Source organism: Aromatoleum sp. (assembly GCF_032027225.1).
Classification (GTDB): Bacteria; Pseudomonadota; Gammaproteobacteria; order Burkholderiales; family Rhodocyclaceae; genus Aromatoleum.
Genome location: NZ_JAVSMM010000030.1, coordinates 1 through 14,342 on the forward strand (window position 1 = coordinate 1; position 14,342 = coordinate 14,342).

The following is a 14,342-nucleotide window of genomic DNA, read 5'->3' on the forward strand; positions in this document are numbered from 1 at the left end:
GACCGCTTGAAGGCTTCGCTATGCGTTCGCCGACTCCGGCGCGGGATAACCACATCCATGGTGTCCACCATCGAAAATTAGTGGACACGATCTTCAATGGGCTAGGCGGCTGGGGGAAGGTGGGTTCGCCGGGTGCTTACGGATAGCGCCGGTGCTTGCCGATTGGCGGGAGCACATGGATGCGGCGATACTTCAACTCCAATACCGCTTCGCGCATGCTTCCGCCGCTGCCGCGAGTCTCGACTCGGTGCAACCCTTTGCAGCAGACCTCATGCATCTCGTCTGCCATCGTGTGCGCGCCGTCACCGGCGAGGCGGTCGACACAAGTGCGCACGGCAAAGTGAGTTCCTGCCGACTGTGCAGCGCAGAACAGCTCGTAGATGTCGCTCTCGCGGTCCCCGACATGCACGCACCGTTCCGGCTTACCGAGCAAGTCCGTCGATTGCTGCAGATTCTGAAGCCAGCGGACACTCTCCTTGTGCTCGATCGGAACTCGGGTCGGATTGACCTTCTTCTTGAGCGCGTTGGTCCCTTTGAATTTGCTGCGCGTCCAGAACTTCACCGCAGCGATCCCCAACGGCAAGCCTTCGCACGTCACGACCAAGCTCGAGTGCATCAGGATGCCGCAGGCAGTCCGCTGACCGACCTGTCCTACCAGACCGATCGTGCCGTCGTTGTGCTTAAATGAAATTTCCGTCGTGTCGTGCAAGACGAGAACACGATCGTCGACAAGGGATGCGCGCTCGCGGGTCGAATGAAAATGTCCTGACAGGATCGCTTCTTCGCTGACCCGCGGATTCGAGAAGAAGCGGTACGCTGCCTTTGTGTTGGCCCAGTCCTGACATGCAAACGGAATGATCTTACCCATGCCCTCGGTCAGCTGCTGGAGCAGAGTTCGAAACCGCTTACCCAGCCGCTCGTCCTTGAACTCGGAGGTGGCCACCTCGTCCTCCGCCCACGACTGTACTTCCGCTTCCAACTCTGCACCCGAATAGGGGCCCGTACCGCTGCGCTTGCCCATGACTTTGCCTCGCAGGCTGACATTGTCTGCCAAAGCTTAGTCACCACTTTAAGCAAGCACTATAACGCAATGAAATTTGTGGGTAATTGAAAGGCTGGGCGGACGCTTACGGGACTGAAGGCGGCGGTGCGCAAGGTGATCTCGGCCAGTTGGCAGCGCTGTCGGGTGCATTTCATGCGCAACCTCCTCGTGCATGCCCCCGCCGGGCCGCGCCGCGTGGTCTCCGCCCTGGTCGCCACGATCTTTGCACAGACCACCGAGCGCGCGGCCCGGGACCAGTGGCGCGTCGTCGCCGACCAGCTGCGAACGCTTCCCGAAAATCGCCAGGCTCATGGACGAGGCCGAAGACGACGTGCTCGCGCACATGAGTTTCCCCAAGGAGCATCGCACCAAGATTCACTCCACCAACCCGCTCGAGCGCCTGAACGGCGAGATCAAGCGCCGCACCGCCGTCGTCGGCATCTTCCCCAACGAGGCCGCGATCTATCGGCTGGTGGGCGCCTTGCTGCTCGAACAGAACGACGAGTGGGCCCTGCAACGCCGCTACATGACGCTGGAAACGCTCGCCGAAGTTGGCGACAATCCCAACGTCAGCCTGTCCGCCGTGGCGACCTGACCCGCGCTCCTGCCAAACTGGAGCCGATGATCTGCCGAACTCGTCTTACACCGCGTCCCGGACACGATCGGCGGTAATGCAAAACGGTGAGCGAGATTCCCGCAAGGCGACATGGGCGGCGCTCGGATATCGCCGTACCCGCCCGCTTAACTATCACTGTCTTTCGTCGGTCCTGTAGGGTCAGCGCTTTCGGCCCACGGCGGCCGTGTGCGCTTCACCGTCGAGGGTCGCCTCGGCAGTCGCTTGTTGAGCCGTCCGTTCTCGGCGCCGAGTTCCTTAAGGCGCTTCCGTGAGGCGCAGCACCGTACGGGAGACTCTTTCAGGATGTCACGCTTTGATCAAGCGCCGCATTTTTTCCTTCAGCCGCAAGCACGCGTGATCCTTAGTCTCGTGCGCACGCGCTGCTCCGGCGCCTTGGGTGCGTGCGCTAAAATCGATCTTCAACCCTCTTCCGAATAATCCCCGAGCTGCGGGGTTACACCGCAAAACTTCGTCCCGATATGCCTCTTTCGTTTGAAGCAAAGGCGTTGCTCGACATGGTGTACCGTGTTGGCGCACCCCGTTTCCATGAGTTGTCCACAGAGCAGGCGAGACACTCGTTCCGAAAGCTGCAGCTTGCGTTTCGCACCGAGGCGCCGCCGGTCGCGTCGGTGACCGATGTGCCGATGACCCGTGCGGACGGAACCGTGTTGCTTGGGCGGCTGTATCGCCCGCTCGAGAGCAGGCCGAATGAAGAGCTGCCGCTGATCGTCTATTTCCACGGCGGCGGATGGTGCGTGGGTGACGTCGATAGCTACGACGTGTTGTGCCGGGATCTTGCCAACGGCTCGCGCTGCTCGGTGTTGTCTGTCGAGTATCGTCTCGCGCCAGAATCGCCCTTTCCGGCTGCCGTGGATGATGCTATTTTTTGTACAGAATGGTCCGTGCAGAACTACGATCTGCTCGGCATCGATCCGGGGCGCGTCGCGCTTGCCGGCGATAGTGCAGGGGGGAATCTCTCTATTGTCACCGCTCTCGCGGCACGAGAGTCGCGCGGGGCTGCGATTCGTTTCATTGTCTTGATCTACCCCAGTACGGAGATTTTCAGCAGTCGTTCGTCGCGTCAGGAGTTCGGGCAGGGGTATCTGCTCGATAACGAAAGCCTGGAGTGGTTCTATGCTCGGTATCTTCGGGACGGCGATGCATACGAGTGGCGCGCTTCGCCGATGCTCGCCGAATCACTCTCGGGGCTTCCACCGATGCTCCTGGTGACGGCCGAATGCGATCCGCTGCGTGACGACGGTATCGCCTTCGCTGAACGCGTGCGCGAGGAGGGGGGAGATGTGGAGCATCTTGCAGTGCCTGGAGTGGTTCATGGGTTCCTCACTTTGGGTAAGTTCTTTCCCGAGGCTCGAGAGGTGCTGCATCAGATAACGGCGCGATTGGAGAAGGTGCTGCACGACTCCCGTTGAACGTCCGTTTTCGCTATGTGCTTAGGGATGGCTCCGCCGGAAGGCGGGGGGTTGGGCGCCTCAACAATAACCAGGAGGTGGTCGGCGGAAAACGATACCGTCAGCAGGGCATCTTTCTGGCGCTTCGGCAAGACGCGAAGTTCGCCCATTTGTAATCGGAGTTTCATTTTGGTTGACCGATAACCCATTCTGGGAAGTCGGATGGAATCCGTTACAAGTCGAGGCGGTGGCGCGGGGTCGGACGATTCGAAGCGCATGCTAAGGTTATGCTTGGTCGATTGCTAGGATCCGTTAATGCTGAAAGTCTTCAGTCATTATTTTCCGAGCTATGTTTTGCACCAGGTCATATTTGATTCCTTGGTGCTCTTCATCGCGGTACTGCTCGCAGCAGGGATGGAGATTCACGGTGACGTGGTCGACTGGCGCGTGATTGTCCCGTCCGCGCTCCTCTTCACGATCGCGATGATCCTTTTGAACAGCGTGATCGGGCTTTACCGGATCGGTGGTAACCAGCGGGGGTCGGTCCGCGCCACGGTCTTGCGTGTATTGATCTCGATTTCGGTGAGCATTCCGATCGCGATCGGCGTTTTCATGCTGCTCCCGTGGAACTACTTTGCATCGGAGGCGGTGCAACTGTCGGTCATCCTGCTGCTCGGCCTGGTTCTGCTGATGCGGGGCGTCGTGAATCGGAACTGGGCGAGCTCCATGTTCGCGCCGCGCGTGCTGATCATCGGGACGGGCATGGATGCTGCCGCAGTGGAACGCTCGATGAGCCAGCCGGTGCCGAGCGGAATGCACGTGGTGGGTTTTTATGCGCCTGAAGGCGAGGATACGTTAAGCGTTGACCCGAAACGTGTCGTCGGCTCAGGTAATGGTCTGCTGCAAACGGCCCGGCAGTTGAAGGTGAATGAGGTGATCGTCGCCGTTCGCGAGCGGCGCGGCGGCGTTCTCCCGATCCGCGAGCTCCTCGACTGCAAACTTTGCGGCATCCGCGTCATGGATCTCTCGTCGTTTTTCGAGCGTGTCCAGGGCAAGGTCCAGGTCGATTCGCTCAAGGCGAGCTGGTTGATCTATGGAGATGGATTCCGACAAAGCTTTGCGCGGACGGCCGTCAAGCGCTGCTTCGATCTCGTCGCTTCCACCTTCCTTCTGATCCTCGCCCTTCCGGTGATGACGGTAACGGCCGTACTGATTCTCCTCGAGGACGGGGCGCCGATCTTCTATCGGCAGGAGCGCGTCGGCCGCGCCGGACGGGTTTTCCACGTCATCAAGTTCCGCAGCATGCGGCGGGACGCCGAGAAGGATGGGAAGCCGCGCTGGGCGACCTCGGGGGATGACAGGACGACGCGCGTCGGTCGGATCATACGCAAATCGCGTATCGACGAGCTGCCGCAGCTGTTCAACGTTCTCGTCGGTGACATGAGCCTGGTCGGGCCTCGGCCGGAGCGGCCGTTTTTCGTCGATCAACTCGCCCGAGAGATTCCGTTCTACTCGGTCCGGCATAGCGTCAAGCCAGGCGTCACCGGATGGGCTCAAGTCCGGTATCAATATGGCGCGTCCGTGGAGGACGCTGTCCAGAAGCTTCAATACGACCTCTACTACGTCAAGAATCACACGTTGGTTCTCGATACATTGGTGCTTTTCGAGACGGTAAGGGTAGTGTTGACCGGCGAAGGCGCGCACTGATCGACATTTCGTCGCAGTTGCATTTCGGGTGAAATTGCGAGGCTTCTCCCGGATGCGACTGTTCATCTTCTGAGGCCGTAATGGGCGCTGAAGTATCGGACGTCGCCGTTTGGGGCTACGGAGCCGCCTTCGCGGCCTACCTGCTTTTCGGCCTGTATCTCCTTGTTGCAGCCCGCCGGGGACTGCCCGGCAGTTCGCTGCTCGTCGCGATTGGAGCGAGTGCCGCCTGGGCGCTGGCCAGCGCGTTCCTGGTACTGCGCGCCGGGGTTGGATTGAAGCAACTCGTCGAGGTTTTCGACGTGTTGCGCGGAGCGGCGTGGTTCGCATTTCTCCTGATCCTGCTTTACCCGGCGGGCGGCGGTCGGCTGCGGTGGCCGACCGTGGTTGCCGTTCTCATCGTTGGGATGCAGCTTATTCTGGCGATCGTCGCGCGTTTCGGGTTTTCCGATCCCGGCCCGTCGGCCACGCTTTCCCTCGGCAGTTTCCTGATCGGAGCGGTCTTCGGCCTCGTGCTCGTCGAGCAGCTTTTCCGGGCTCTTCCCGTCGATTCCCGCTGGGGCCTCAAGCCTTTGTGCCTCGGTCTCGCTGCGGGTTATGTCTTCGAGCTTTATTTGTTTGCCGACGGCGTTCTCTTCGGACGGCTCGACGCCGATATCTGGAGCGTTCGCGGCATCGCACATGCGCTGGTGATTCCGCTGATCTCCCTTTCCGCGTCCCGCAACCCGGCGTGGACCTTCCGCATCGCGATGTCTCGCGAAGTGGTTTTCCATTCGACCGCGCTGGCGGTTTCCGGGCTGTACTTGCTGCTGATCTCGGGGGCCGGCTATTACGTCCGCTATTTCGGCGGTGACTGGGGCAGGGCGATGCAGCTTGCGCTGCTGTTTGCCGGCCTGCTGCTGCTGGTCGTGCTCCTGTTCTCGGGATCCCAGCGTGCGCGACTACGGGTCTTCATCAACAAGCATCTGTTCCCGTACCGGTACGACTACCGCAAGGAATGGCTGCGTTTCACGCAGGCGCTGTCATCGGCCGGCGGGGTGATGGACCTCGGTCAGTCGGTGATCAAGGCGCTCGCGGATCTCGTCGAGAGTTCGGGGGGTGTGCTTTGGCTGGCCGATGCGAGCGGGCGATTCTCGATGAATGCGCGTCTCAACCAGAGCGCAACCGACGGAGCGGAGTTGGACGGAAGCCCGTTCTGCCGCTTTCTCGGCGAGCGCGAGTGGATCGTCAACCTCGAGGAATTTCGTTCCCGCCCAGCCCATTACGCCGGACTCGTGCTGCCTCGGTGGCTGTCGGCGATGCCCGATGCGTGGCTGGTGATCCCGCTGAAATCCTCCGACACGCTGATCGGCTTCGTCGTCCTGAATGCTCCCCGGACCGCCTTCGAGGTGAACTGGGAAGTGCTCGATCTGCTGAAGACCGCCCAGCGTCAGGCCGCGAGCTACCTGGAACGCATGCTGGCCGCCGAGGCGCTGCTCGAGTCGAGGAAGTTCGACTCGTTCAACAGGATGTCCGCGTTCGTCGTCCACGACCTCAAGAATCTCGTCGCCCAGCTTTCGCTGATGCTGAAGAACGCCGAACGTCACAAGCATAACCCGTCGTTCCAGGAGGACATGCTCGAGACGGTTGCGCATGTGGAGTCGCGCATGCGTAACCTGATGACGCAGCTGCAGGAAAAGCGTTCGATCGATCCGCGCAAGCGCGTCGACCTCGTGGCAGTCGTCGAACGGGTCCGTGCGTCGAAACGTCATCAGCGTCCGCCGCTGCGGCTCGTTGTGGAGCCCGGCGAGGGCCTGGAGGTCGATGCGCATGTCCAGCGGCTCGAACGTGTCATCGGCCATCTGGTGCAAAACGCGCTGGATGCGACGCCCGAGGACGGCAACGTATCACTGCGTCTGGGCAGGCGCATGCCCGGCTCCCTCGAACTCGTCGTTGAGGACACCGGCTGCGGAATGACCGAGGAATTCATGCGCGAGCACCTTTTCAAGCCCTTCAGTACGAGTAAATCCACGGGAATGGGTATTGGGGTCTATGAGGCGCAGCAGTACATTCAGGAGCTAGGGGGGCGCATCCAGATCGAGAGCCAATCGGGATGCGGCACGCGCGCGACCATTGTTCTGCCGATCGCAGATCGAGCGGACGAGGGCATGTCTGCAATGCCGGAATACATAACAGAACATCATGAGTGACAAGCGGCGCACGCTTCTCATCGTCGAGGATGATCCTGCGCTGCAGAAACAGATGCGGTGGGCATTCGACGCGTTCGACACGGTGGTCGCTGACGACCGTGAGAGCGCGATCGCCCAACTGAGACGGCACGAGCCCGCGGTGGTGACGATGGATCTCGGCCTGCCGCCACGGCCGGACGACGTATCCGAGGGGCTTCGGCTGCTCGGCGAGATGCTGACGCTCGCACCCGACACCAAGATCATCGTCCTCACCGGCCAGCATGACCGGGACAATGCCGTGAAGGCGGTCGCGCTCGGGGCATACGACTTCTTCGGAAAACCCTTCGAGCCCGAACTGCTCTCGCTGACGATCGACCGCGCTTTCCGGCTGCACGATTTGCAAATGGAAAACCAGCGACTCAAGGAGGTCCAGGGCAGTGGCCTGACGACCGTCCTGACGCGCGATGCAGGAATGCTCAAGGTCTGCCGCACGGTCGAGCGGCTCGCGTCCGCGAATGTCACGGTCGCCTTGCTAGGCGAGAGCGGGACCGGCAAGGAGATCCTCGCTCGCGGCCTGCATTCGCTCTCGCCGCGGGCGAAGGAGCGGTTCGTCGCGATCAACTGCGCCGCGATTCCGGAGACGCTGCTCGAGAGCGAACTCTTCGGTTACGAGAAGGGCGCCTTTACCGGCGCAGCGAGGCAGACGCAGGGAAAGATCGAGGCGGCTCACAAGGGGACGTTTTTTCTCGACGAGATCGGGGACCTGCCGCTCGCGCTGCAGGCGAAGTTGTTGCGCTTCCTGCAGGAGCGGGTCATCGAGCGGATTGGAGGGCGGGAGGAGATTCCCGTCGATGTGCGCATCGTCTGTGCCACCCATCGCGATCTGAAGGGGCAGATCAAAGCGGGGCTGTTTCGGGAGGATCTCTACTACCGGCTCGCCGAAATCGTCATCGACATCCCGCCGTTGCGCGAACGCGTCGGCGACGCGGCGCTCCTCGCGCATGCGTTCGTTCAGCGTTTCGCGAAGGAAAACGGGCGGGGAACGATGCATCTGGGCGATGACGCGCTCGCATCGATCGAGACCCATCCGTGGCCGGGCAACGTCCGGGAACTCGAAAACTGTCTCAAGCGCGCCGTCATCATGGCGGACGGGAACCGCATTACCGCCGACGACCTCGGTTTCGACGTCACGGAGGCGGACATCGAGCATTTGAATCTGCGGCAGGTGCGCGACGAAGCCGAGCGGCGGGCAGTCGTGCGCGTGCTCGCGCGGACCAACGGAAACATCGCGCGCGCGGCCGACGTCCTCGGCATCAGCCGCCCATCGCTGTACGACTTGATGAACCGCTTCGGCTTGAAGAAGGAGGCCTGACGTGCCCGACGCAAAGCGTTCCAAAGCTCCGAAGTACCGGCTCGCGCTGGCCACGGTTTGCGCCGCGCTCTTGTCGGCGTGCAGCGACAGTCCCGAGGCGATGCTGCTGTCGGCGAAGGAATATCTCGCCGCCAACGACACGAACGCCGCGGCGATCCAGCTCAAGAATGCGTTGCAGAACGACGGCAACCTCGCCGAGGCGCGGTTTCTGCTCGGCAAGGTGAACCTGGAGCAGGGAAACATCCCCGGCGCGGTCAAGGAATTGCGTCGCGCGATCGAACGCGGATATCCCGAAACCCAGGTCGCCCCGTATCTCGCGCGTGCGCTCGTGCTGTCGGGCGAGTTCGATCAGGTGATCAAGGAATTCGGCAGCAGGACGCTCGAGGACCCGGCCGCGCACGCGCAACTGCTCGTCGCGGTCGGAGACGCCCATCTCGGCGCGAGAGAACCTGCAAAGGCGCGGGAAGCGTTCCAGTCCGCGCTCGACAAGTCTCCGGGCAACCCCTCTGCGATGGTGGGCGTCGCGCGGACCAAGCTCGCTGTGGGAGACCTCGACGGTGCCCTCGCGGATGCCGATGCCGCGCTCGCGGCGAAATCGGACATCCCGGAAGCGCATGCGCTTCGGGCCGACGTGCTGACGCTGCGCGGCCGCTCGGCCGAGGCGCTCGCAGCGCTCGATGCCGCGATCGAGGCGCGCCCGCAGGCGCTCGATTACCATTTCGCCCGGATCTCGACGCTGTTGCGCGAGAACCGGGTCGACGATGCCGTCGCGCGCCTCAAGGACATGAAACAGATCGCGCCGGCTCACCCGACGACCCGTTATCTCGAGGCCCTCGTCGCACTGCGCACGAACAAGCCCGCCGAAGCGCAGGAGCATATCGCCGAGGTCGTGCGCCTCGCCCCGGACTTCCTCCCTGGCCGCCTGCTCTCCGGCACGATCCACATTCAGATGAAGCGCTACGTGCAGGCACAGGAGGATCTGTCGGTCGTTCTTTCGCGCGCCCCGGGGCAGCCGCTCGCACGCCGGCTGCTCGCGATGTCGCAACTCGCGCTCGGCGACTCCGGCGATGCTCTGACGACGCTGCAGCCGCTGCTCGATTCGCCGACCGTGGATAGCGCGGCGCTGTCGCTGGCGGGACGCATCAGTGCCGCCGGGGGCGAGTTCGACCGGGCCGCCGAGTACTACGCGAAAGTCGTTGCCGCACAGCCCGACGATGCCGGTGCGCGTACGCGTCTCGGGCTGACGAGGCTGATGGGCGGAGATGCCGACCGGGCGTTCGCTGACCTCGAGGCCGCGTCGGACCTGGATCCCGACGCAGGTCAGGCCGATGTCGCGCTGATCCTCGCCCACCTTCGCCGCGGCGAACTCGGCGAGGCGATGGCCGCGCAGCAGCAGTACGAAAAAAAGCAGCCGGACAGCCCGCAGCCGTACACGTTGAAGGGCGGCATCCTGCTCGCAAAAAAGGACCTGGCCGGTGCGCGGGCAGCGCTCGAAAAAGCCCTGGAAATCAAGCCGGATTATCTCTCCGCCGTCGTCAACCTGGCGCGGATGGACATCGCCGAAGGGCAGCCCCAGGCCGCCCGCGATCGCGTCGAGAAGATCGTCAAGGCGAATCCGAAGAACATCGACGCGCACCTTTTGCTCGCGCAAGTCATCGGTCAGACGGGCGGCAAACCCGACGACGTGCGCGTGGCACTGGAGCGCGCTGCTAGCGCCAATCCCGCGGCCGTCGCGCCGAAGCTCGCGCTGGTGCGGCACTATCTGGCGGTGAAGGATGCGAAGAAAGGGCTCGCGGCGGCGCAGGAGTTGGCTGCGGCGCGCCCGGCGGATCCGCAGGCCATCGAAATGCTCGCGCGCGCGCAGGTCGCCAACGAGGATCTCCGCCAGGCAGTCGCATCGCTGAACAAGCTGGTCGCGTTGCTGCCACAGGCCCCCGCTCCGCTCGTCGAACTTGCGGACGTGCAAAGACTGGCGAAGGATCGTCTCGGTGCCGAGCAGTCGCTGCGCAAGGCGCTGGCCTTGAAGCCGGAGCTGCTCGATGCGCAGCGGCGGCTCGTCGTGCTGTATCTCGAAGACAAGCGGACCGACGACGCGCTCGCGGTTTCCCGCGCCGTTCAGCGGCAACGGCCGAAGGCGGCGGCCGGCCATGTCCTCGAAGGGGACATCCATGCTCACGGCGGGAACTGGACGCAGGCCGTGTCCGCTTTCCGCAAGGCGCTCGACCGCGAACCGACGCCCCAGACGGCCGTCACGCTGCATATGGCGCAACTCAAGGCCGGCACGACCGGCGACGCCGAGAAGACTGCTGCCGACTGGCTCCGCGCCCAGCCCAAGGACGTACTCTTCCGCAATTACCTCGCCGAACGCGCGCTGGCCGAGCGGCGTTATGACGACGCCGAAAAGCTCTATCAGAAGATCGCGGACCTGAGCCCGAACAACGTACAGGCGTTGAACAACCTCGCATGGGTGGCAGGCAAGAACGGCAGCCCGAAGGCGATCGCGATTGCGGAGAAGGCGCTGGCGCTGGCGCCGCGCAATCCTGCGGTCCTCGACACGCTCGGCATGTTGCAGGTGGAGCAGGGGCGGCGCGAAGAGGGACTCGAAAACCTGCGCAAGGCGGTCGGGCTCGCGCCCGATGCCGACGCGCTGCGCTTGAACCTCGCCCGCGCCTACTTGAAGCTCGAGCGCAAGGATGACGCGCGAGCGGAACTCGACGGTCTGCTCAAGAAGATTCCGGAGGGCAGCCCCTTGCACGTCGAGGCGACGAGCCTGAAACAGGGCCTATAACCGCCGCGTCTCGCAGAACAAGATCAAAACCACCCCCCAAGGAGAGCGTCATGACCACTCTCGCCGTGATCGGCCTCGGCTACGTCGGGCTTCCGCTCGCCGTTGAGTTCGGCAAAAAATTCAGGACGATCGGCTTCGATCTCTCGACCGAGAAGGTCCTCGCCTACGCGGACTTCATCGACCCGACCGGCGAGGTTTCGTCCGCCGATCTGCGTGCGGCGGTCCACCTGTCCTGCCACTCCGATCCGGCGGTGATCAAGGATGCCGACTTCATCGTCGTCGCCGTGCCGACGCCGGTCGACGCGGCACATCAGCCGGATTTCACGCCGCTCGTGAAGGCGTCGGAAACCGTCGGGCGCAACCTGAAGCGCGGCGCCATCGTCGTGTTCGAGTCAACCGTGTATCCGGGCGCCACCGAGGAAGTCTGCATTCCGATCATCGAGCGCGAGTCGGGACTCGAGTGGAAGACCGATTTCTTCGTCGGCTACTCGCCGGAGCGGATCAATCCGGGAGACAAGGAGCGCACGGTCACGAAGATCGTCAAGGTCGTCTCCGGCGACACGCCGCAGACGCTCGAGAAGGTCAAGGAGGTGTACGGCGCGGTCATCACGGCAGGCGTCTATCCCGCCAGTTCGATCAAGGTCGCCGAGGCGGCCAAAGTGATCGAGAACACGCAGCGCGATCTCAACATCGCGCTGATGAACGAACTCGCCGTGATCTTCCATAAAATCGGCATCGACACCACCGAGGTGCTGAAGGCCTCGGGCACCAAGTGGAACTTCCTGCCGTTCCGGCCCGGGCTGGTCGGCGGCCACTGCATCGGCGTCGATCCGTACTACCTCACGCACAAGGCCGAGATGCTCGGTTATCACTCCGACGTGATTCTCGCGGGCCGCCGCATCAACGACGGAATGGGCAAATTCGTGGCCGAACAGACGGTCAAGCAGATGATCCAGGCGGGGCACTCGATCCGTGGCTGCGACGTGATCGTGCTCGGTCTGACGTTCAAGGAAAACTGCCCGGACCTTCGCAACAGCAAGGTCATCGACGTCGTCCGCGAGCTCGAGAGTTTCGGCTGCAAGGTGCACGTGCACGACCCGGTCGCGGCGTCCGCGGAAGCGATGCACGAATACGGCGTTCGCCTGAAAAGCTGGGACGAGCTGCCGCAGTCGGTCGCGATGGTCGCCGCGGTGTCGCATCGCGCCTACCTCGAAATGTCGCTCGCGCAAATCACCGGCAAGCTCCTGCCGGCGGGCGTTTTCGCCGACGTGAAATCCTGCTACGACGCGCCGGCGCTGCGCGAGGCGGGTGTGACAGTCTGGCGGCTGTAAGCCACTCTGCTACCGAAGCTGCAGGAGCCGTCAAAGCACCAGACAGGGAGGGACCATGAAACCGCGTTCGCCGGTCAATTCACGCTGTCATCCCGTCCTGCCCTGGCTCGTCGCTGCGAGCTTTGCCGGTACGCCGGCGCTCGCTGCCGACCCGCCACGGGGCAAGAATCCATCTTCAGGCGCGCAGCCCGGCGGTCAGCTCGTCGCGCAGGGCGTTGCCTACGAGCACGGTGAAGGCGTTCAGCGCGACACGGCGCGGGCGGCGACGCTGTACTGCCAGGCCGCGCGGCTCGGCAACGCCGATGGAATGCACGCGCTGGGCTGGATGTATGCGAACGGGCGCGGAATGCAGCGCAACGATGGCTATGCCGCTGCGCTTTTCGCATTGGCCGCGGCGAAGGGGAATGTGTATGCGAAGCAGATGCTGCGCTTCACCGGAAGCGGTGGCGGCAAGCTTCCCGATTGCATGCAGAACCCGGAAAGCCAGGTCGCGAGCGGCGGCAGCGGCGGCGACTGGAGCATCGAGTCGCATATCAGGGCGCTATCCGCCGAGCGCCAGCAGGTCGCCCGGCTCGTCGTCGAAATGGCGCCGACCTACCAGATCAGCCCGCGCTTCGCGCTCGCGATCGCGGTGACCGAGTCGGCCCTCAACCCGACGGCGGTCTCGCCGAAGAATGCGATGGGCGTGATGCAGCTGATTCCCGACACCGCGGCACGGTTCAATGTTCGCAATCCCTTCGATCCGAAGGAAAACATCCGCGGCGGCCTGTCCTACCTGCGCTGGCTGCTTGCATATTTCTCCGGTGACGTTGCGCTCGCCGCGGCCGCCTACAACGCCGGCGAAGGCAATGTCGACCGATACCGGGGCGTGCCACCGTTCCCGGAGACGCGCGCGTATGTTGCGAGGATCCTGAATTTCGTCCAGCAGAGCGAGCATCCATTCGACAGCAGCGTCGTCGCACCGAGTGCGATCTTCCGCCTCATTCGCGCCGCGGCGAAGAAAGAGGACGATTCGTGATCGCTGGCGTCGGCGCATCGAAAGTACGCGCGCTCGCGCGCTCGGCCGCGATCGCGGTCTGCGCGGCGATGCCGCTCGCCGCACTGGCGGATCTCGTCGACATGCTCCCCCGGATCAAGCCGGCGATCGTCGCCGTCGGCACCTATCAGCCGACCGGCAGCCCCGCCTTCCGCTTTCGCGGCACCGGTTTCGCCGTTGGTAATGGATCGCTGATCGCGACAAATGCTCACGTGCTGCCGGATGCGGTGGCCGATGAGCAGATGGAGTCGCTCGCGATCGCCGTGCCCGGCGAGAAGCGAAGCACGGTGCGCAAGGCAGCGAGGGTCGCGATCGACAAGAACCACGACCTCGCGGTGCTGCGCATCGAGGGCCCGCCGCTGCCGCCTCTGGCGCTGAATGGCTCCGAAGCGGTTCGCGAGGGGCAGAGCATTGCGCTGACCGGGTTTCCGATCGGCAGCGTCCTCGGTCTTGCGCCGGTGACGCACCGGGGCATCGTCGCCGCGATCACGCCGATCGGCATTCCCCAGGCGCGCGCGCAGGCGCTCGATCCGGTGCTCGTCCGCCGCCTGGCGAACGATCCGTTTCGCGTCTATCAACTCGATGCGACAACCTACCCGGGCAACAGCGGTAGTCCGGTCTTCGACCCCGCCAACGGCCGGGTGATCGGTGTCGTCAACATGGTTTTCGTGAAGTCGACGAAGGAAAACGTGCTCAGCGAGCCTTCCGGCATCAGCTACGCGATTCCTATCGAGTATCTGAAAACCCTGCTGGACGGGCTGGATTAGGAGGCTCGGGGCCGCCGGCGGGATGGTCTCCTCGACAGGAATCGAACCTGTATCTGGCGCTTAGGAGGCGCCCGTTCTATCCATTGAACTACGAGGAGAGCGCGCAATT

At 63.5% G+C, this 14,342-nt stretch carries 9 protein-coding genes, 1 tRNA gene and 1 pseudogene; 9 read left to right on the forward strand and 2 right to left on the reverse strand.

All coding sequences use genetic code 11. The features are described 5' to 3' along the window. Positions 1–136 precede the first annotated feature (136 nt). Positions 137–1,021, reverse strand: coding sequence for a transposase DNA-binding-containing protein (locus ROZ37_RS21055; protein WP_312662613.1), 885 nt, complete (start codon positions 1,019–1,021; stop codon positions 137–139). A 111-nt stretch (positions 1,022–1,132) separates the two neighbouring features. Between ROZ37_RS21055 and ROZ37_RS21060 the strand changes: the two are divergent. The 9 genes and pseudogenes from ROZ37_RS21060 to ROZ37_RS21100 form a co-directional block, all read left to right on the forward strand. Further along, positions 1,133–1,637, forward strand: a pseudogene (locus tag ROZ37_RS21060) (transposase); the annotation flags it as partial. A gap of 500 nt (positions 1,638–2,137) precedes the next feature. Continuing rightward, positions 2,138–3,088, forward strand: a complete 951-nt coding sequence (locus tag ROZ37_RS21065; RefSeq protein WP_312662615.1) for an alpha/beta hydrolase — start codon at positions 2,138–2,140, stop codon at positions 3,086–3,088. A gap of 294 nt (positions 3,089–3,382) precedes the next feature. Further along, positions 3,383–4,774, forward strand: coding sequence for a TIGR03013 family XrtA/PEP-CTERM system glycosyltransferase (locus ROZ37_RS21070; RefSeq protein ID WP_312662616.1), 1,392 nt, complete (start codon positions 3,383–3,385; stop codon positions 4,772–4,774). 80 nt (positions 4,775–4,854) lie between these two features. Next, entirely contained in the window at positions 4,855–6,960 is a 2,106-nt protein-coding gene (gene prsK / locus ROZ37_RS21075; RefSeq protein ID WP_312662618.1) for an XrtA/PEP-CTERM system histidine kinase PrsK, read from the forward strand. Beyond that, positions 6,953–8,311 carry a PEP-CTERM-box response regulator transcription factor gene (prsR, locus tag ROZ37_RS21080; protein ID WP_312662620.1) on the forward strand — a complete coding sequence of 453 codons (1,359 nt, stop codon included), beginning with the start codon at positions 6,953–6,955 and terminating at the stop codon, positions 8,309–8,311. The genes prsK and prsR overlap by 8 nt, the downstream gene beginning before the upstream one ends. Position 8,312: 1 nt before the next feature. Continuing rightward, positions 8,313–11,099, forward strand: coding sequence for an XrtA/PEP-CTERM system TPR-repeat protein PrsT (prsT, locus tag ROZ37_RS21085; protein ID WP_312662623.1), 2,787 nt, complete (start codon positions 8,313–8,315; stop codon positions 11,097–11,099). A 50-nt stretch (positions 11,100–11,149) separates the two neighbouring features. Next, positions 11,150–12,430 carry a nucleotide sugar dehydrogenase gene (locus tag ROZ37_RS21090; protein WP_312662625.1) on the forward strand — a complete coding sequence of 427 codons (1,281 nt, stop codon included), beginning with the start codon at positions 11,150–11,152 and terminating at the stop codon, positions 12,428–12,430. A gap of 55 nt (positions 12,431–12,485) precedes the next feature. Then, the gene (locus ROZ37_RS21095; RefSeq protein ID WP_312662627.1) at positions 12,486–13,448 is read left to right on the forward strand and encodes a transglycosylase SLT domain-containing protein; all 963 of its coding nucleotides are present in this window, start codon (positions 12,486–12,488) and stop codon (positions 13,446–13,448) included. Next, complete coding sequence (locus ROZ37_RS21100; protein ID WP_312662629.1) at positions 13,445–14,233, forward strand: serine protease; 789 nt, start codon at positions 13,445–13,447, stop codon at positions 14,231–14,233. Before ROZ37_RS21095 ends, ROZ37_RS21100 begins: the two co-directional genes overlap by 4 nt. Positions 14,234–14,256: 23 nt before the next feature. Here ROZ37_RS21100 and ROZ37_RS21105 read toward each other — a convergent pair. Further along, positions 14,257–14,331, reverse strand: a tRNA-Arg gene (locus ROZ37_RS21105). Positions 14,332–14,342 lie beyond the last annotated feature (11 nt).